Annotated in this window: 15 protein-coding genes and 1 other RNA gene; 7 read left to right on the plus strand and 9 right to left on the minus strand. The window is 50.1% G+C overall.

Annotated features, from left to right (window positions below; all coding sequences use genetic code 11):
- Positions 1 to 154: 154 nt before the first annotated feature.
- A complete protein-coding gene (gene topA, locus AC5I6P_RS05150; RefSeq protein ID WP_495692685.1) occupies positions 155 to 2,923 on the minus strand; it encodes a type I DNA topoisomerase in 2,769 nt (922 codons plus the stop codon).
- Between the two features lie 485 nt (positions 2,924 to 3,408).
- Between topA and AC5I6P_RS05155 the strand changes: the two genes are divergently transcribed.
- Complete coding sequence (locus AC5I6P_RS05155; protein WP_495692686.1) at positions 3,409 to 5,040, plus strand: NAD(P)H-quinone oxidoreductase subunit N; 1,632 nt, start codon at positions 3,409 to 3,411, stop codon at positions 5,038 to 5,040.
- Positions 5,041 to 5,119: 79 nt separating this feature from the next.
- Here the strand turns inward: AC5I6P_RS05155 and AC5I6P_RS05160 are convergent, their stop codons facing one another.
- A complete protein-coding gene (locus AC5I6P_RS05160) occupies positions 5,120 to 6,100 on the minus strand; it encodes a tetratricopeptide repeat protein (RefSeq protein ID WP_495692687.1) in 981 nt (326 codons plus the stop codon).
- 58 nt (positions 6,101 to 6,158) lie between these two features.
- Here AC5I6P_RS05160 and cobJ point away from each other — a divergent pair, with 58 nt between their 5' ends.
- From cobJ to AC5I6P_RS05190, 6 genes are all read left to right on the plus strand, one after another.
- Positions 6,159 to 8,165 (plus strand): precorrin-3B C(17)-methyltransferase, encoded by a 2,007-nt coding sequence (gene cobJ / locus AC5I6P_RS05165; RefSeq protein ID WP_495692688.1) that lies wholly within the window; start codon positions 6,159 to 6,161, stop codon positions 8,163 to 8,165.
- A gap of 53 nt (positions 8,166 to 8,218) precedes the next feature.
- A complete protein-coding gene (locus tag AC5I6P_RS05170) occupies positions 8,219 to 8,746 on the plus strand; it encodes a pentapeptide repeat-containing protein (RefSeq protein WP_495692689.1) in 528 nt (175 codons plus the stop codon).
- 16 nt (positions 8,747 to 8,762) lie between these two features.
- Positions 8,763 to 9,947, plus strand: coding sequence for a 5-(carboxyamino)imidazole ribonucleotide synthase (locus AC5I6P_RS05175; protein ID WP_495692690.1), 1,185 nt, complete (start codon positions 8,763 to 8,765; stop codon positions 9,945 to 9,947).
- A 55-nt stretch (positions 9,948 to 10,002) separates the two neighbouring features.
- A non-coding RNA gene (gene ssrS / locus AC5I6P_RS05180) (6S RNA) lies at positions 10,003 to 10,187 on the plus strand.
- A 350-nt stretch (positions 10,188 to 10,537) separates the two neighbouring features.
- On the plus strand, positions 10,538 to 11,881 hold the full coding sequence (locus tag AC5I6P_RS05185) for a M16 family metallopeptidase (protein ID WP_495692691.1): 1,344 nt from the start codon (positions 10,538 to 10,540) through the stop codon (positions 11,879 to 11,881).
- A gap of 73 nt (positions 11,882 to 11,954) precedes the next feature.
- Positions 11,955 to 13,259: a M16 family metallopeptidase gene (locus AC5I6P_RS05190; RefSeq protein WP_495692692.1), complete on the plus strand. Its 1,305-nt coding sequence runs from the start codon at positions 11,955 to 11,957 to the stop codon at positions 13,257 to 13,259.
- Between the two features lie 141 nt (positions 13,260 to 13,400).
- On the opposite strand, the gene AC5I6P_RS05195 is transcribed toward AC5I6P_RS05190, so the two are convergent.
- The 7 genes from AC5I6P_RS05195 to AC5I6P_RS05225 form a co-directional block, all read right to left on the minus strand.
- Entirely contained in the window at positions 13,401 to 14,345 is a 945-nt protein-coding gene (locus AC5I6P_RS05195; protein WP_495692693.1) for a DUF8619 family protein, read from the minus strand.
- A 781-nt stretch (positions 14,346 to 15,126) separates the two neighbouring features.
- Positions 15,127 to 16,191: an anthranilate phosphoribosyltransferase family protein gene (locus AC5I6P_RS05200; RefSeq protein ID WP_495692694.1), complete on the minus strand. Its 1,065-nt coding sequence runs from the start codon at positions 16,189 to 16,191 to the stop codon at positions 15,127 to 15,129.
- Between the two features lie 95 nt (positions 16,192 to 16,286).
- Positions 16,287 to 17,237 carry a LysR family transcriptional regulator gene (locus AC5I6P_RS05205; protein ID WP_495692695.1) on the minus strand — a complete coding sequence of 317 codons (951 nt, stop codon included), beginning with the start codon at positions 17,235 to 17,237 and terminating at the stop codon, positions 16,287 to 16,289.
- 184 nt (positions 17,238 to 17,421) lie between these two features.
- On the minus strand, positions 17,422 to 18,771 hold the full coding sequence (locus AC5I6P_RS05210; protein WP_495692696.1) for a HEAT repeat domain-containing protein: 1,350 nt from the start codon (positions 18,769 to 18,771) through the stop codon (positions 17,422 to 17,424).
- A gap of 513 nt (positions 18,772 to 19,284) precedes the next feature.
- Positions 19,285 to 19,521 carry a hypothetical protein gene (locus tag AC5I6P_RS05215; protein WP_495692697.1) on the minus strand — a complete coding sequence of 79 codons (237 nt, stop codon included), beginning with the start codon at positions 19,519 to 19,521 and terminating at the stop codon, positions 19,285 to 19,287.
- Between the two features lie 69 nt (positions 19,522 to 19,590).
- Entirely contained in the window at positions 19,591 to 20,034 is a 444-nt protein-coding gene (locus tag AC5I6P_RS05220; protein ID WP_495692698.1) for a QcrA and Rieske domain-containing protein, read from the minus strand.
- Between the two features lie 56 nt (positions 20,035 to 20,090).
- Positions 20,091 to 20,345 (minus strand): hypothetical protein, encoded by a 255-nt coding sequence (locus AC5I6P_RS05225; protein ID WP_495692699.1) that lies wholly within the window; start codon positions 20,343 to 20,345, stop codon positions 20,091 to 20,093.
- Between the last annotated feature and the right edge of the window lie 21 nt (positions 20,346 to 20,366).

Below are 20,366 nucleotides of genomic sequence, written 5' to 3' on the forward strand. Positions count from 1 at the left end.
CATTGAGAGTAGGGAGAGGTTCTGTTGCTATTATCTCAAATGTCAACAGAACCTAGGTTTTGCCCGGATGAAACTAGGTTTTTTTAACGTCACAAGTTAGTAGAACTAACGCTCCTTCTTCGAGGTAAGCTCCCAAGACTAGTTAGACCCAGATTCACTCAGGCGTTTGAACCTTTTTTCGAGTACTAGTTGTCTTCTTTGCAGCCGCCGTTTTGGTCGTCGATTTTTTAGCAGTTGATTTTTTAGCCGTAGTCTTCGCCGCCGTTTTGGTCGTGCCGGACTTCTTCGCAGTCGTCTTCGTTTCGCCCGACTTAGCCGAGGTCGATTTGGTAGAGGTTTTAGACGACTTACGCCCTTTGCTCTTCGTACCTGCTTTGGCGGACAACGCTTCCACCGCCATATCCATCGTCAACGACTCAACGGTCTGCCCTTCGGGGACAGACGCATTCACTTTGCCGTGCTTGATGTATGCACCGTAGGGACCATCGTAAACATTAACGGGTTCACCGTCCTCTGGGTGTCCGCCTAGCTCACGAAGCGGTTTTGCAGTTCCCCGCTTGCCCCGTGCCGCTTTCGGTTCTGCCAGCATTTCCAAGGCACGCTCAAAGGTAATGGTGATGACATTGTCGCCTGCTTTGAGCGATCGATAGTCTTTCTTCGGTTTTCCCGTTTCCTCGTCTTTACCCACATCATGGACAACGTAGGGGCCATAAGGACCGATCGCGGCTTGAACCTTTCTGCCTGTCTCTGGGTGCATCCCCAGCGTGCGAGGTAAGGACAGCAACCCCAGCGCTTGCTCCATCGTGACGTGCTCTGGATTCACGCCTTTCGGCAAAGACACGTTTTTAGGCTTCGGGTTCTCGTCCGTTTTGTCGCCAAGCTGAATGTAATGTCCGTAAGGACCTAGCTTGACGTAAATCGGCTCCCCGGTCTCAGTATGTAGCCCAAGTTTACTAGGCCCTTTCAGCAAGACCTCAACCTTCTCGGCATTGAGATCGGCAGGCGGCAGATCTTTAGGAAGGTTAATGTTGCCGCTTTCGGATTCGATGTAAGCGCCAGTCTTGCTAATGCGGATCTTGGCTTCTAGATCGTTGAGGTGGATAGTGCGGGCGTCTTTGGGATCGATGTTGCTTTCCCGATCGCGCACCTGAGTTTCGAGTCCTGTATTGCCGAGATAAAACTCTCGCAGGTACGGCAGCCAATCAATATCTCCATCGGCAATATCGTCCAGTTTTTGCTCCATCTTGGAGGTAAATTTTGGATCGACAATATCCGGGAAGTGTTTTTCGAGCAGATCCGTAACGGCAAATGCGGTAAAGGTTGGAATCAAGGCACTTCCAACTAGTTGAGCATAGCCTTTGTCAATGATGGTGCTAATAATGCTGGCGTAGGTACTCGGTCGCCCAATGCCCTCGCTCTCCAACGTCTTCACCAAAGATGCTTCAGTAAATCGTGCCGGCGGTTGGGTTTCATGCCCGATCGCATCCAAATTTCGACATTCGGGATGATCCCCCGATCGCATCGCGGGCAGAATCACTTCTTGATCTTCGATTGCGGCATTCGGATCATCTGATCCTTCGACATACGCTCGGAAAAATCCGGGGAAGTCAATGCGCTTGCCGCTGGCGCGGAAGCCTGCATCTTCTACCCCAATTTGCACCGTGATTTGCGTTTGACGCGCTTCAGCCATCTGGGTTGCCACCGTGCGCTTCCAGATCAGATCGTAGAGTTGAAACTCTCGTCCTTTCAAACCCGTTTCGCGGGGAGTCCGGAAGGTGCTTCCAGAGGGGCGAATGGCTTCGTGCGCTTCCTGTGCGCCTTTGCTCTTGGTTGTATATTGGCGAGGCTGAGGACTCAGGTAAGGTGCGCCATACATGGCTTCGACACAACTACGAGCCGCCGCGATCGCTTGACCCGACAAATGCACCGAGTCGGTTCGCATGTAGGTGATGTAGCCCTGCTCATACAAGCTTTGCGCCGTCCGCATCGTGTCGCGAGCCGACAAGCCAAGTTTACGGTTCGACTCCTGTTGCAGCGTTGAAGTAGTAAACGGCGGCGAAGGTTTGCGCGTCACGGGACGTTCTTCTAGGTCTGTTACCGTCCACTGTTTGTCCCTTAGGCGCTCTTGCAGCAATCGCGCTTCCGCTTCGCTAAGCAACACGACGTTTCGACCCGCTGCAACCTGTCCGGTGGATTCATCAAAATCGGCTCCGGTTGCCAGTTTGCGACCTGCCAATGTAACGAGCTTCGCTTCAAATTCGCTATTAGCTTTACTTTTAGTGTCAGTTTCAACGGCAAGCAGCGCTTTGAGATCCCAATAACTCCCTTTACGGAAGGCGCGGCGTTCTCGTTCGCGATTCACCAGCACGCGAACGGCGACGGACTGCACCCGTCCTGCTGATAGACCGTACGCAATCTTTTTCCAGAGGAGGGGCGAGAGAGTGTAGCCCACCAAGCGATCGAGAATGCGCCGCGTCTCCTGCGCTCGCACCAGCCGCTCATCGACCTGACGGCAATTCTGAATCGCCTCCTGAATCGCCTCTTCTGTAATTTCGTGAAAGACCATGCGCTTAACAGGCACTTTTGGCTTGAGAAGCTGCAATAAGTGCCAGCTAATACTCTCCCCCTCGCGGTCTTCGTCAGTTGCGAGAACCAGTTCATCAGCGTCCTTAAGCGCGTCTTTCAGCGTTTTGACAACCTTGGCCTTGTCTTTGGGGACTAGATAAATTGGCTCAAAGTTCGCCTCAACGTTTACCCCAAGCTCCCGCACTTTCTTGTCGGTAATGGAGGCGGGAACGTCACCCGTCGATTGCGGCAAATCACGCACATGTCCCATCGACGCCTCTACCCGATAGCCGCGCGGCAAGTAGTTGCGGATAGTCTTTGCTTTGGTTGGAGATTCGACGATAACAAGAGTTGACATGGGTCTCGTTGAAGAAATTCGCAGTTCGACAGAAGGAAAGGCTCAGAGGTCTATCTCATCAATAGCACCAAATCTGAATAATCGTGGAGTTCGGATAACCAATCTAAGGGTCAAGACCAGCAGCGTAGGTTGGGTGAGCAGCCGATGATCACACAGATGATCATTCAACGGGCTAGAAAGATGAGTCATGGCTACCCCTCTCTTAACTTATAACCATACCCAAGGAATGAAACGGATTCACCATCTAGATAAATTCAGATTTTGATTCATAGAGCCTTAAATGAGTTCTCAAGACCTAGACTTTAGACCATAACGCTAGAAGAGTCTATTGGTTAAGCTCTAAAGAAGGGATTTGACATTTAACGGGAACTAAACGAGGTTGCACGCTAAAATCCGTTATGAAGACCTATGACCGTCAGATCTACAGAACTTTAGATGCGTTCATCATAAAGTTTCGTTAACTCTGCTTAGTTGGATTTCGTTTTATGGATTTTGCTTCTCTTGCTGCTCAGTTAAATGCTGGCACGATCGTACCAGAGGCGATCGTAATCGTTACCTTGATGACGGTTGTGGTGGTCGATTTGATTATCGGACGCCAAGCGTCGATGCAGTGGACGCCCTACATTGCGATCGCGGGTCTGCTGGCCTCAGTTGGAGCGCTCTTCTATCAATGGGATATCGCTAACCCAATTAGCTTTATTGGTGAATTTAACGGCGATGCGCTCAGCGTTGTGTTCCGGGGGATCATTGCTCTATCGGCAGCAACAACGATTCTCATGTCGATTCGCTATGTCACTCAGTCAGGCACCTCTCTAGCAGAATTTATTACGATTCTGCTCACCGCCACCCTAGGCGGGATGTTTCTGTCTGGCTCGGATGAGCTAGTTGCTGTATATGTTTCGTTAGAGACGCTCAGTATTTCCTCTTATTTATTGACGGGCTATACAAAGCGCGATCCTCGCTCAAATGAGGCAGCGCTAAAGTATTTGTTGATTGGGGCATCGAGTTCGGCAATCTTCTTGTACGGCGCGTCGCTGCTGTACGGCTTGTCGGGCGGAGAAACCAGACTCAGTGCAATTTCAGCGGGTATCGCGGCGGCTGGCTTGGATAAATCCATCGGGCTAGTGATCGCGCTGGTGTTTGCGATCGCGGGGATTGCGTTCAAAATTGCGGCGGTTCCCTTCCACCAGTGGACACCGGATGTCTACGAAGGGTCACCAACGCCAGTCGTAGCGTTTCTGTCCGTGGGATCAAAAGCCGCTGGATTTGCTCTAGCGATTCGATTGCTCGTCACGGCCTTCCCGCTCGTGAGTGAGGAATGGCAGTTTGTCATGACGGCGTTGGCCGTTCTCAGTATGGTGCTGGGCAACGTAGTTGCGCTGGCACAGACGAGCATGAAGCGACTGCTGGCGTACTCGTCAATCGGGCAAGCGGGCTTTGTGATGATCGGGTTAATTTTGGGTACGAATGCGGGCTACTCCAGCATGGTGTTCTACCTGATGGTTTACCTGTTTATGAACTTGGGCGCGTTTACCTGCGTGATCTTGTTCTCGCTGAGAACTGGAACCGACCAAATCAGCGAATACTCTGGTTTATATCAGAAAGATCCCTTACTAACGCTGGCGCTCAGCGTATGCCTGCTCTCGCTAGGCGGCATTCCTCCCCTTGCCGGGTTCTTCGGCAAGCTGTATTTGTTCTGGGCAGGTTGGCAAGCCGGTGCGTATCCGTTGGTGATTTTAGGTCTAGTGACGAGCGTAATTTCGATTTACTACTACATCCGCGTGGTCAAGATGATGGTGGTGAAAGAGCCGCAAGAGATGTCTGACTCGGTGAAGAACTACCCACCGAGCAACTGGACGCTGCCAGGAATGCGTCCGTTGCAGGTTGGCTTAGTTGCCGCCTTGATTGCAACGTCGATCGCAGGAATTCTCTCGAATCCTCTGTTCACCTTGGCGAATGATTCGGTTCTCAAAACACCGATGTTGCAGCAGGCATTAGGGCGGACAAAAGCGCCGATTGCCGCGCAAGCTTCCCCTGAAAAAGCAGCTTTCTCGAAACTTGCGGAAGATTTAGCTAAGAGCGCTGCCAGTCTTCCTAAGTCAAACCTTTCTAGCTAGAACACGCTAAAATTTAGCTTTTGAATCGTTCGATCGCCCCTTGATCGAACGATTTTTGTTTTCACATTTAATAGCAAGATCACGCTCGCTTTGGGACAATGCCTTGCTGAGCTTGATTCGTGAGCATCTGCCTTGCACCTTTAAGATTTTTGTGTCCGGTCTCGTAACTCAGATCTAGACTAATGGCTTGCTCATAGTGCTGGATCGCAGGTTGAAGTTTACCTTGGCGTTGCAGCACCATTCCTAAACCGTTATGCGCTAGGGCATGACTGTCTCCTAACTTCAGCTTTTTCGCATTCGGAAGCTTGAGAGCTTGCTGATAATTCTGGTTGGCTTCTTGGAATTGTTTCTGCTCGACTAGGGCATGCCCTAAATAAATGTAAGTCCAGGTGTAAGTTGGGCTGAGTTCAATCGCGCGGCGGTATAGCGCGATCGCATCGTCCCATTTTTCCTGCGCATAGAGTGCCCGCCCCAATCCAAGCAGCGCCAAGGTACGAGCATTGACGTTCTGTTTGGGTTTGTCGGCTACTGCCAACGCTTGTTCGTAGGCCGCGATCGCCTCTGAGATCTTACGCTGCTCCATCAACGCATTTCCCAACCCAGCGTAAGCGGTTCCGTCTTTCGGATTTACTTGAATGGCACGGCGGTAAGACGCGATCGCTTCTTCGGTGCGCTTTTGATCAGCAAGGGCATTTCCCATGCCATGGTAGGCGCTGGCATCTTGAGGATTGATTTGGATCGCACGGCGGTACGACGCGATCGCTTCTTCAGAGCGATGCTGTTGAGACAAGACCTCCCCTAATCCATGATAGGCAGCGGCACTTTTAAGATCAATTTGGATCGCTTTGCGGTACGCTTCAATGGCGTCATCAGGCTTATTGCTGCTGCGCAATTCTTGACCTAAGTTAATGTAGTAGGCTGGATCGGTTAAGCCAACATCATAGCGATCATCGGCTGCATAAGCGCTGACCAGATCAGGGGCTTCATCGCACCCAGCAGCAACCACACCTACAGCTAATGTCAGTACAACGGGAAGGGTGTGACGATTGGAGACTCGCATGATCTATTTCCACTAAACGCGATTTGTTCACAGTCAGCGCACCCTGAATCATTTTGCCTTGACCATCACCGACTCTAACCGAGCGGGTCAAGATTTTCAATGTTCTTTACAAAGCCTCGAACCATCCTTGTTTGAAGAATTTCTTCCACTTGCCGCGATCGCAACAACTCCCCTCGGAGCAAAGCGCTTACAAGTCCTAACAGAATTGTTGCAGACCACTCTCTGGGTGCCTGCTTCTGTAACTTCTGAAAGTCCGTGTATTCAAGTTTACCAGAAACCCCTGCAAGATCATCTAGCTCAGCTTTGGGATCAGCAGAAAAGTTTAGTGTTTTGTTTAACTACCGGGGCAGTGGTGCGGCTGATTGCGCCGTTGCTTCAGAACAAAGAGACTGATCCAGCGGTGGTGGTGGTTGATGAAGCTGGAAAGTTTGTGATTAGCTTGTGCGGTGGGCATCAAGGAGGGGCGGATCGACTCACTCAACTGATCGCCCTCCAGATCGGTGCAACCCCAGTTCTAACAGGAGCATCCAATCGGCTGGGGTTACCTGGAATCGATGCTTTAGGGCTGCCCTATGGCTGGACGAAAGGAGAGGGAGACTGGACGGGAGTGAGCGCTGCGATCGCGCGTCAAGATCCGGTACAGGTGATTCAGGAAACAGGGTCTACGCTGTGGCAATCGCACTTACCGAAGCATCATTCATTTCAATTTGGCTTTCCTGAATTCACAGCAACCGTTCGAGAAGAGGGTCTTGAGCCGACCGCGCGAGTTTGGATTAGTGCGATTCAACGGCGATTTGCGCCCGATTCGAGCAAGGTGCAGTGGCATCCAAGAGTGCTGTGGGTGGGGATCGGCTGTGAGCGAGGCACATCAAAAGCGTTGATCGAGCAAGCGATTCAAGAGGTGTTTGCGGCGCATCATTTGGCAGAAGGCGCAATCGCAGGCATTGCGACGATCGATCTCAAAGCCGATGAAGCGGGATTGCTCGATTTTTGCCGCGATTGGCCCCGCCAAGCTCCGAAGGATCGCGCATTGCCCCTGAAATGCTTTTCGGCTGAAGACCTCCGGACAGTCAGCGTTCCAACTCCGTCCGACGTGGTTGAGGCGGAAGTTGGAACGCCGAGCGTAGCAGAGGCCGCCGCACTATTGGCAGCGAATTTTGTGACGAATGGAGCGGAGACAAAACTCCTTGATCCCAATCTCCCATCTGCTCCCCATCCGCCGCTTCTGATCCCAAAACAGATCGTTCGGCAAGCCGGACAACCGGGCGCAGTGACAATCGCAGTCGCTCAATCGCCGCAAGAATACACCGGACGCACCGGAAAACTTTGGCTAGTCGGGATTGGACCTGGAGAACTTGCTCAAATTACGCCTGCGGCTCAAAGCGCGATCGCGCACGCTGATGTCGTGATCGGCTATTCCCTCTATGTCGATCTGGTCGCTCCAATTCTGCGTCCCGGTCAGATCGTCGAAGCCTTGCCGATCACTCAAGAACGACAGCGAGCCGAACGCGCGATCCAGCTCGCTAACTGGGGCTTGACGGTGGCGGTCATTTCTTCCGGCGATTGTGGCATTTACGGCATGGCAGGCTTGGTGCTAGAAGAACTCCGCGCCCAAGAGTGGACGGGAACGCCTGACGTTCAAGTGTTTCCAGGCATTACGGCACTGCAAGCAACAGCCGCGCGAGTCGGTGCACCGTTAATGCACGATTTTTGTGCCATCAGTCTCAGCGACTTGCTGACGCCTTGGGAGGTGATTGAAAAACGACTGACGGCGGCAGCACAAGCCGATTTTGTGACGGCGCTGTACAATCCCAAATCTCAAACTCGCACAGGACAAATTGCGATCGCGCAGCAAATTTTTCTTCAGCATCGCGATCGCGCCACTCCCGTTGCTCTCGTTCGCTCTGCCTATCGCCCAGATGAAGAGATCCGCTTCACCACTTTAGAAAAGCTGCTAGATGAACCCATTGATATGCTGACAACAGTTCTCATTGGCAATCAGAGTACGCAGATGTACTGCGATCGTATGATTACGCCACGCGGTTATCTCGGCTTTGGGAGGTGAACGCCCTCAAGCTCGATACGATAAGCTGAAATGTGTTGCTCGTAGGTAACGGTATGGCGTTCAGACAACTTGCAGGATGTGTTCTGGCCTGGATCATGATGGGTTGTCTCTTGATGACTTCTGCATGGGCTGATCCCGCACCAGTTGGAAAACGCTACTCCGAGCAGTATCGCCCTCCAGTTTCCTACGGCAATGCTGAATTACGAGGACAAGATTTCTCCGGGCAAATCTTGAGACTGGCAGAGTTTGCCAACGCCAACCTGAATCGGGTCAATTTTTCTAATGCCGATCTCACAGGCGCGGCAATGAGCGCTTCAACCATGACCGACACAAATCTGAGCGGCGCAACCCTGACTCAGGCCATGCTCGACCAAATTTTCTTTATTCGGGTTGACTTGAGCAACGCCAATCTCAGCGATGCGATTTTGCTACGCAGTGAGTTTCAGGATGTTAACATCGCAGGTGCAGATTTTTCAGATGCGATTCTCGATCGCGCTCAGGCGAAAGAACTCTGTAAAGTGGCAATAGGCGTGAATTCTAAAACAGGAGTGGAGACACGAGAATCGTTAGGGTGTCCTTGAGAATGAGGGATGAGGGATGACGGATGAAGGTGTACTTAATAAGCGTGGGCGCGTTGATCAATTGGCGGTTAAACGAGTTGGCGTGATTGGGGGCGGACAACTGGCGTGGATGATGGCAGACGCCGCCAAGAAATTGGGGATCGAATTGGTGGTGCAGACGCCTAGCCAGGATGATCCAGCGGTTGCGATCGCGCACGAAACGATCTTTGCACCCGTCGATGATGCCACCGCAACGGCTCAACTCGCTGCCCAAACTGATGTCGTCACCTTTGAAAATGAGTTCGTTAATCTAGAGGCACTGGGTCATCAAGACATCGATTTTCGTCCCCGTTTAGAAACACTCAAACCGTTGCTGGATAAGTACAATCAGCGCTGTTTTCTGCGGGAGTGCAACCTGCCGACGCCGCAATTTTGGCGGCTTGAAGACTACTCATCCCCTCAGTTTCCCATTGTTCTCAAAACGCGTCGTCATGGATACGATGGTCAAGGAACCTTTATTGTCAGAAACCAAACAGACTGGGAAGCCATCCTTCAAACGCTTAAATCTTGTCCGCTTTTAGTGGAAGAATTCATTCCGTTCGAGCGAGAGCTTGCCGCGATCGCCGCGCGATCGCAGACGGGAGAAATTGTGGTCTATCCCATTGTCGAAACCCATCAGAAGCATCAAGTCTGTCATTGGGTAATTGCGCCTGCGGATATTCCCCAATCGGTTGCAGCTGACGTTGAAGCCATTGCCCGAACCATTTTGAGCCGTCTGGAAGCGGTGGGAATTTTTGGGATTGAATTCTTTCTTACAGCAGATCAACAAGTTCTAGTAAACGAAATTGCGCCTCGAACTCACAACTCAGGGCACTTCACGCTCGATGCTTGCGTTACCTCCCAATTTGAGCAACAGTTGCGCGCTGTTAGCGATCTAGCGTTAGGCAATCCTGCTCTGAAGTCTGGCGGAGCCGTAATGGTGAATCTGCTGGGCTATGAAACTGCCCAGAACGACTATTCCGAGAAACGTCAGCGCCTTGCCGCGATTCCAAAGTCGGTTGTGCATTGGTACGGTAAGTCCCAGTCCCGTCCCGGGCGGAAGCTTGGTCATGTGACCGTTTTACTCGAAGCCCCCTCTGCTGCTGAACTGCACCACCAGGCCCTAACCTTAACCGAAACAATCGAAGCCATCTGGTACGAGGTGCCTGAGCAGTTCAGCTAGAAAAAGTTTGGCTAAAGCTACCACTTTGAAAGTTATCCGGTTAGAATGATCGAAGGTTGTACTGCGGTGTTGGTGACTGCCAATAATGTTTTATGATCTATGCTTTGTCACTTTCGGGAGCCAATAAGGTCTGACGGCAGTAGACTGGGCTTGTACCCAGAAACTTAAAGTCAGGCGTTCGGTACCCACCTGGTTTTTACCAGGTCAAAAACTGAGGCAAGACGGCATTGCGGTACCCTATCTTTTTTGATCCCTCGCTAGATTTAGCGGGGGAATTTTTATTAAATTGTTATTATTAGACAAGCTCTGTGTGCAACACTCTACTGAAGTTTGCGTTTTATCAAGAATACCTTTCGAGCGATGATTTAACCTTGTCTTAATGCGAAGATGAGAGTTAAGAATTGAGTACACAAGTTGTCGTCGCAGATTTTTCTTTTGACTAATTTAGGCTGCTTGGAATGCACAAGCGACCTTAATTTGCAGTCGTAAAGATAGCGAGATAACATGAAGACTTCCCGCCAAATTATTGGTTCTTAGTTCAACCTTACTTAGTCCCAGTTGTACTTCCCTAATTCAGGTCAACACTTACCTTGAATTTTATTAGAACGCCCCAATCAACCCTTTCGTTACCAGCAACTCCCCTCAAGCTGGCCAACAAACTAACGCTGATTCATCAACATATTCCAGGATGCGGAGTTGCTGCTGTCGATGTGTGGGTCAAAGCAGGCTCGATTCGCGAAATTGATCAGTGGTCGGGGATGGCGCACTTTCTTGAACACATGATCTTTAAGGGAACCGATCGCATTCTGCCTGGGCAGTTTGACTATGCGATCGAGGGTCGAGGCGGCATGACAAATGCGGCAACCAGCTACGACTATGCCCACTATTTCATGACTCTTGCCGCTCAAGATTTAGTAGATACATTGCCCTATTTAGCAGAATTGCTGCTCCATGCCGCGATTCCCGATGAGGAATTTGTGCGCGAGCGCGAGGTGGTCTTTGAGGAAATTTATCAAACCTATGACAGTCCTGACTGTCTTGCATTTCAGGCATTAATTGAAGGTGTCTATCAACGCCATCCTTACGGGCGTCCAATCTTGGGCACTGAGGAACTGCTGAAGGAGCGATCGCCGGCTGAAATGCGATCGTTTCATCGCGCCCACTATCAACCGGAAAATATGACGGTTGTGCTGGTCGGCGATCTGGATCAAGACGAGGCGATTGCCTTAGTCGAGCGATCATTCCGAGATTTTCCATCTCCGGGCGATTGCCCCCAGCACGAGGCTGAAGCAGAACCGCCCATGACCGACATTCGGCGGCAAGAGTTGCGCTTGCCTCGACTAGAACAAGCTCGGCTGATGATGGCATGGATGGGCCCCGGCATCGATCCTCTCGTGCAGGAAAAGCGCGATGATGTTCTGCCGTGGAACCGCTTTTCACCCGAACACCATCTCGATCCGATCAAAGATGCGTGCGGATTGGATCTGCTATCTGCCACCTTAGCGGAAGGGCGAACATCGCGGCTCGTGCAAGAACTCCGCGAAGAGCGTCAGTTAGTACAAGAAGTGAGTAGTGGGTTTTCCTTACAGCAAGAGTCGAGCTTATTTACGATCACGGCTTGGCTAGATGCCGAAAATCTGGAGCGCGTCGAAGCGCTGATCTGCGATCGCTTCTCTCACCTCATTACCGCTCGAATTAACGAATCGGAATTAGAGCGCAGCAAACGCTTGCTTTGCAGCGATCATGCCTTCTCGACCGAAACGCCCAGCCAAATTGCTGGACTCTACGGCTACTATCACACCTTGGCAGATTTAGAGACTGCGATCGCCTATCCTCAATGGATCCAAGAGTTTACCACTGAAGATCTACAAAACCTGGCAAGTCAGTATCTTTCGCCCTACCGCTATGCGGCAGTCGTCGTTAAACCTTTGTAGTTCGCAACTCTGCACCTGAGCCGTTAGAATGAGGTGTGTTTCAGGCAGCTCCCGCGCCAAGGATTTTCTTACCGTGACTTCAACTATTGCGCTTCCTCAAAATCGCACCATTCATCGTCGCATTTTGAACAATGGCATCACGGTACTCGTGATTGAAAATCCGTCTGCCGACATTATTGCGGCGCGGCTGTTTCTCAAAGCCGGGACTCGTTGGGAATCGCGAGAAAAAGCTGGGCTCTCTAACCTCCTTTCAGCCGTTTTAACGAAAGGAACAGAGCGGCTTTCCTCGTTAGATATTGCAGAACGAGTCGAATCAATTGGCGCAAGTCTGGGAACGGATGCGGCATCAGATTACTTCTTGCTCAGCTTAAAAACAGTGTCGTCCGACTTTGCAGACATGCTGTCGCTGGCGGCAGAGCTGATGCGATCGCCCACCTTTCCAGAAGCCGAAGTCGGGTTAGAACAGCGGCTCACGCTACAAGCCATTCGTTCCCAGCAAGAACAGCCGTTTACCGTTGCCTTCGATCGGTTGCGTCAAGCGATGTATGGTCAACATCCCTATGCGCTGTCGGGCTTAGGAACCGAAGAAACGGTGTCTCAACTGACCCGCCAAGATTTGCAAGAGTACTATGAAACTCATTTTCGCCCTGATAATTTGGTCATCAGCATTGCTGGTCGAATCACTCCAGATGAAGCCGTTGCACTGGTAGAAGAAAGCTTTGGCGACTGGAGCGCTGGGTCAAAACAGCGCCCGATTCTAAATTTTCCGGCGATCGCGGGGCAGTTAAACGGAACCTCACCGACTGAACATCGGGTGACAACGCCTCAAGAAACGCAGCAGTCCATTGTGATGTTGGGCTACTTAGCTCCTTCCCTGCAAGCGCATGGAACGATGACCGATTACGCTGCCCTAAAGCTATTGAATACGTATTTGGGCAACGGATTATCGAGTCGCTTATTTGTTGAGTTGCGAGAAAAGCGAGGATTGGCCTATGAAGTGTCTGCCTTCTATCCCACTCGGCTCAACACATCGCATTTTGTCACGTATATGGGAACGGCTCCAGTCAATACTGCGATCGCGCTCGACGGACTCAAAACTGAGATAGAGCGCCTCCGAACCACTCCTCTCACGTCAGAAGAACTACAAACCGCCAAGAATAAACTGCTTGGACAATATGCATTGGGTAAACAAACAAATTCCCAATTAGCGCAAATCTTTGGTTGGTACGAGACGCTTGAACTCGGTGTAGAGTTTGATACGCGCTTTCAGGAAGAAGTTGCGGCTGTCACGGCTGAAACCGCTCAAAGCGCTGCACTTCGTTGTTTTGAGACAGCTTACATCTCGCTGTTAGGTCCAGCGCAATTGATTAGCGAGTAATTAGCGACGGAACTGCTCGCATTTATCATAACCGGGTGGTAAGACTTCGCCTATTCTGGTTTGTCGGTTTTAAGCAATGATTCTTTGGTGTTGATAAAGACGACAAAGAGTCATCATTTCAGACGGTAGTTGCGCCTAATGCTAATCGCGAGGATCGGCTCGGCGATACAGATCGTTTCCGTTTGCACCAGTTTTTGGAATGCGCTTTCTAGGCCGTGCTTGAGAGTCGGCGCGGATAGAGTCTTCAGATGGCTTAAATGACCGAGAAGAGGCTCCTCTTCTCGGAGCTTCATCATATTGATTGTCAGACTGATCATAGGCTAAGCGAGAGGAACGTCGAGGTACTTCAGTGCGAGAAGAACGTCGAGGTGCGTCGGTGTAAAACGGTCTTCTTGGCAACTCGCCGTCATCCTCAGACTCAACGTATCCAGCCGCTTCTAACTGGCGGCTCACTGCTTCAAACTCATCGCGTCGCAGATAGGGATAGTCGCTGACCCAAATTCCACTGCTAGGAATAAAGATGTCTGAAACTTTTGCAATTCGCCCTAAATCTGGGCGATTCGAGACGACTAGCAGTTCGGCAGCGTCTCCCGGCAAAATGGCTTGATGCTCTTGCCGAAGCGGAACCTGTAGCAAAGTTGTAAATCCTGATTCATCCCCAACTTCTAGATTAATTCGGCGCTCTCGGTTTTCAACTACCACCAACTCTCCTCGGCTGTTGACATTCTCTTCAGTGCTAATTAATTCGTCACTGAGGTAAACATCTAACACCTCTCCCTGCAAAAAACCAGAAAATTTATAGCGCCGGTAAGCGAAGTTCCGTAAGCTCGCTTGCAAGACTGGACTCCATAACCAATACACCAAGGCAAACAATCCGATGAAGAACGTTACGCTTTGTAAGCTGTCCTGATATTCTCCAGAGCCAAAAACCGCTCGAATTAAAAGAATAGACGCGAGGGCTGAGATGGACACGAGAATTCGTCTTAGAAAATCTGGAAACTTTCCCCAACAGTACTTATATTGAGCGCCTGTCGCGACAAGCGGAATTAGATCTTCAAATTTTTTGCGGCTAAGGGGAATTAGCATGAGTTGCGGCTTGCTTCGGTACAACGAACTGAGTCGGTCTATCTTAATTTTATCTGCTTTAGCTCAGGAGTTTTCGTTAAGCTAGATTTGAACCCACTTGAACGGGTGTTTTAGCAAGTGCAGGGAGAGAATTTACGGAATTCTTCTACGTGTTGAATTCAAAATTGATGTAAAAACGAGTACTTTCTGTGAGGGGAAATATCCGTATGTATTCCATACTAGATTCAAATCTGAGGAACGCATTCGGACAGAGCTAAACAACTAGGGGGCAACTAAGTTTGTTTAGTTTTTTCGATAACAAGGCGTCCTTACAGGTAGACTGCCTGACTCTGGGGGCTTTTAAGAGTCAGGCAATTTTTTGTTTAATTGTTCAATCAAGCTCATGACAAGTCAGATCAAGAACAACTCCTTTATTCTCCTTTTTCTACTGCCGATAAATCAGCCCTGAGGTCGCTGGGGTAGGGCTTGCGTGTAGGATTAGTGATTTCAGGCAGACGAGCCATCAGCAGAGCAACCGTTCAACTTGCTCTACTCTAAAATCTGCTTCGGGTTCAGCCAGACGCTTTTTAGCTTCTCTTTATAAATCAGCTCTCAAATGGGTTCTATAGGTAACACTTACGATCGCAGCGCATCTCGAACCGCGATCGCAGCATCATGTTGATTAGGAATCAAAGCGCATCGGACTTAACAAATCTGGTAGTCCTAAGGAACACGCTTGTTTAGGACTACCGAAAAATCTATCCCTGAACCTAGTACGCCTCAATTGTCTAATGATTGAGTCTTAACGGCTGACAGCTGCCCCCGTTGCATCTACCATTTCAGTTACTTGCTTAAGTTTCTGAGCCACGATACCTTGGCTCAATAGGTCTGCTGCTGTGGAGAAACCGGTTTCTAAATTAGGGCAAACGCCGCACTGCCAAAGGTAGAATCCGCTGTTCCAAAGAGTAGCCTGTTGAAAGTCTGAGGGATCGCCCTGAAGGACAGAGATTATTTGAGAAATCAAGTCGGGAGTTGGCGTGAGCGGCAGTTCTTTCGCGGCGAAACCAGACTCGCGAGGCACTAAGTGCAGGCGCTCGAACTCAGAGTGAGGCTTTTTGTCGCCAATAATAGCCGTGCGATCGCGTGGTAAATCACAACTGCCTTCTAATCCTTTCACTGTAGTGAAGCGTTCTGTTCCGCGCATTGCAAAGGCATCTTGGAACATCTTCTCAGTGGGTGGATGCACAAATCCACATACCAAATGAGCATCACCAGCGTAGGGAGACCACATCAGTTCTAGCGTTGCAAAGGGAGGACGTTTGCCAAGTTCCTCTCGATAAGTCACCAAGCCTTGAGCTAACGGAAAATGCGTTGGCAGGTAGACAAAGCCGAGTTGAACGGTTTGGAGCACTTGGTGAACTTGCTCTAAGGTCAACTGTTCCCACCGGACGCCCAAGCCCTGCCAGAGGTCAATCAGGGGCACACCTTCTTTCGTGGGCATACGATCGCCGCCATGCTGAACTACGGGAACGCCTGCGGCGGCTAAGACGAGAGCCGTCAGCGGGCTGGTCGGAGCGGTGCGCGATCGCCCATCATAAGGAATGCACATCACGGTCACAGGATAGGCAGACTCAATCGGTTGAAGTCTAGGTCCTAATTCTTCATAGGCATCTAGCATTCCTGCCAATTCTTCTCCGGTCGGGCGCTTGATCCGGTGAGCAATCATAAACGCACCAATTTGAGCGGGAGTGGCTTCTTGTAGCAGCATCATGCGAGTGGCAGCAGCCGATTCGGCACGGGTTAAGTCTTCGCTGGTGTGGGGGCCACTCCCGACTTTTTTAAGTAGTTCTCGAAATGCCTGGCTCATAGTTCGCCCCGCGATCCTTGGAAGTTTAGCAGAGCCGATTGCTCTGCCAACAGTACAAATATAGGATCCGTCAGTATAGCGGATCAGGCCGCTCCCTAAAGTTCTGCAAGAGCAGTTGATGACAAGGTTTGATAGTTTTCTGACAGAAAGCCTTGGGCTGCCATCACATCTTGCACAAGCGCTCTAAAGCGGCGAATCGGTGGAATTAACAGCCGATCGTGCGTTGTGACGAGAACGACCTGCCGAATCAGTGAGGGATCGCTGGTTGGACGCATGGCCAAGGTGGGGTCGTGCTGGACATCCTGAATCGCCCCTTGGGGAAGTAAGGCAATCAGTTCTCCTTGTCTGACAATTCCACGAAAGGCATCGAGGGTATTGAGTTCGAGCACCGCTTTGAGGTCTGCGCCTTGCCGTTGAAATTGTTCTTGAACTAAGCGCTGCATTCCGTAGCCGTCTTTGAAGACCACTTGGGGATACTTCACCAGTTCTGACCACGGTACTTGAGCAAACTGGGTGAGGGGGTGATCGGCTGACATCAACACGCGGACGGGTTCGTCGTAAAGCTGATCCACCACTAGGTCTGGACTGGTTGTCAGAAAGCGATTGTTCATGACGATCGCAACATCGACCAAGCCATCTTTGAGGACTTTGAGGGCGCGATCGCTACCCAACGAGGTGACGCGCAGTTGAACTTCTGGATGTTCTTGACAGAAGCGTTGCAGGATAGGTGGTAAATGAAACGCGCAGACTGAATGAATGGCAGCAATGCACAATTCGGGCTGCTTACCAAGGCGGAGCTCTTCGAGTTCGCGGTTGGCACTTTGCCACTCTTGCCAGATTCGGCGGGCGCGCGGCAGAAACTGCTCTCCCGCAATGGTTAATTTTGCTTGAGCGGTGCGGTGCAACAGTGGCAATCCTAATTCAGTTTCCAGTCCTTGGACCTGACGACTGATTGTGGATTGGGTCACGTTGCACGTTCGAGCGGCTTGCTGAAAGCTGCCCGTATCCGCCACGGCTAAAAACGCCTGCACCTGCTCTAATCGCATGTGTTATGAAGATCACCTTTTCAGTGACTGTAACGGATTTAGATTCACACTTTAGTAAGAATAGATACAGGACGATTTGCAGTTTGTGATTTGTCGGGCATTACTGATTCACTCGCTGCAATTCGTTGAAACTTGGCAGTGCCATTTCCTTTGAAGTGGCGTTAATTGTACATCCAATCTTCATTTAAGCGGAATTAATGTTCCATTCTTGAAGCGCGATCGCAACCCCTTCCCTCAATTCTGCTGGCAGTTCTGTTTTAGAAAGATCTGCTAATGCTTGATGGGCCACTGTTGGATCGAGCATCTTGAGCGCAGAAATAACATGCAGTCGAACGCCAACATCAGGATCAGCAAGGAGATGAATGAGCGGATTGATGGCACACTGATCGCCGAGCTGCCCCAAGGACAGCGCGATCGCTTGTCGCACCGTCGCAGACTTGGCAAAACTAGAATCCTGATTTAAGACATCAAGTAAGATTTGCGTTGCTAAACCTTTGAGAACAGCATCGTCAAGGCGTCCTAATGCTGTTACCATCTCGAGCCGGACTCCATCCCGCAGCGCCAGCCCGCTTAATGCTTGATGAATCTGGTTTAAGGCTTCTGGTTGGTTAGTCCAAACCAGCGCACGAGTAATCTCAATCGATAAGCGTTCCGGGGTGTGAGGCGATCGCAAGACATCAGATAGCGCTTCGATTGCTTCTACCGTTCCGATTCGGCTCAGCGCGATCGCGCTTTGACAACATACCTCGATATTCAAATCTCGCAACAGAGGATGCAGATGGGCCACCACGTCTATGTCACCCATATCATCGGGAGTACAAAATCCTAAAGCAGACACGGCGGCTCGTCGAACGGGAGTCGCGCGATCGCTCAGCGCTTGGACTAATGCGTTTGTAATCTGCGGCGAATGGAAACTGCCCAGAGATTCGACTGCGATCGCTCTAACTTGCGCGTCCGCATCATTCACCACACTTAGCAAGACTGGAATGGTTTCAGAGTGGCGAATGTGTCCCAAGGTTTGAACGGCGAATAAACGAGTCGAATCGTCACTCAGCAACTCCACCAACACTGGAATGGTCGGTTTTCCAATCTGAGCAAGCGCGGTCACAGCCATCTCCTTGAGTTCCTCGTTGTCAGAGGTTTTTAGCACTTCAATGAGAGCGATAATGACCTGTGAATGGTTAAACTCACCCAAAGCGCGAACTGCAAACCATTGCGCGTCAGGATCAGCGTCTTCGTCTTGAAGAAGATCAATGAGAGGCGCGATTACCTTCGGAAACTGCGAATCATCAGCATCCATGCCAAATGTCGGAAACAGCTTGACAATCTCCCAGCGCTCTGGAAAGCTACCAAACCTCAGAACTTGAAACACCAGGTCAAGAAGACTAGCGGTTTGAGAATCGGTGAAGCGGGAACATCGGGCAGTGGGTGTTTCTTCGCCCAGCAGCAGTTGTTGCAAGCATTGGCTTAGTAGTGCCCAATCTCCAATCTGAGATGCGTGCTGCGCTTGGTCTAAAAGCTCTTGGTAACTCATCTGCACAGTAGATTGTCTGGAGTAGATTGCCTAGAGTAGACTGCTAATTAAGTTGCCTCATAACAGCACAGCGTTTTTGCAACTTGAAGGTTTTTGCAACTTGAAGAGTGACTGAACTATTGCTTCGTCACACAAGGATTGAGGGATGAAGTTAGGATAATTATTCTTTCATCCCCGTTTGCGGAGCGTTGCCGCAAGCATCCCTTTCCAGACCCATCAATCCAAATTTGACAGTACTATATCAAGTTCAGAAAACGCCAAGTTCAGAAAATCGACGCATTTACTGAAATCACTTTGCCACATCCAGCCCCAATTTGCCATGCGCCAAGCGGGGCGATTCGATGAGTTTGACCGGCTCAAGTTAGAGCATCCACTTTACTGAAGTTGAAGCAGGTATGACCAAAGGTTTGTTTAAAGGTTTTTTAAGGACGTGAATCTGGAGATGGCATTATGCAAAAAAGCACCCTACAGATAGGATGCTTTCTAGAGGGAGTCTAATTGAGAGAATGGGAATTACATTTTGCCTTTTTGCATAACTTCTTGCAGATGCGAGCGAACTTCTTGAGCCGTCTGCATCTCATTTTCTTTTAGCTTACGAAATAGCTCAACACAGGGTTGAGAATCCATGCCCTGAGCGTCTTGGATATAAGTATCGTAAGCTTTGACTGCTTCTGATTTGTTCTTCAAAACAGTAATCAAATCGTACTCTAGGTCGCTCATAGCGCGAGAGTTTTCAGTTGTAGTAGACATAAAATCAAATCTCAAAAACGTTAATCTAACGGTGTTTTAAGAGGATTGAGAGAAAATCTATCTATGGGGTCAACTCCCTTTTACTAATACTGATTTTCCTTCTAGCTTTGCGGCGTACGTAGGCAACGGCTTTGTTGCTGGGCCTTCTAACACTTTGCCATCCGCCGCAAACCCAGAATTATGACATGGGCAGACAAAGGTCTTCCGTTCGCTCTTCCACTGCACAAGGCAGCCTTGGTGCGTACAGGTTGGGTTCACCGCTGCTAATGCCTGTGGATCAGTTGGACTACGAACGACAGAAACCGGACCGATCGCAGATTGCTCGACCAACAATTGACCTGATTTGTCTAACTCCTCGATCTCGCCGACAGGGACAAATTCATCAGGACGAGTCGAGGTTTTAGCCTGATTGTTGTTTGAGCAAGACACAAGATGGGTGAGAGTCGCCAGAATGGGCAACCGACTACTGAGCCAACCGGCTCCAGCCCAAGATAAGAACTTGCGACGATCCATGTGTTCTCCCAAAAATTGCAGAATTTTTTCTATATCAATGCTCAATCAATGCTCAATCAATGCTTATGTAGCGCAACTTCGTCAAAGCCGCCCTCCATCTTGACCTCAATTTTATGGCTCTCGATTGCTAATGCAAACTTTGCATCAGAGTAATGCAAAGAAGCAATAGTTAGCAAAACTTTGTAATTGGTGATACGAATTCCACTTTTGATCTCGCCTAACTTGAATGGCATGAAGATTGTCAATCCGCCGCACGACGAATTTCCCAAGTTTTGCACTCGGTCTCGCAATTTTCGGTTTGTCTCAGACACGGTTTATTACAAGGCTTAACC

Source organism: Myxacorys sp. (assembly GCF_059501405.1).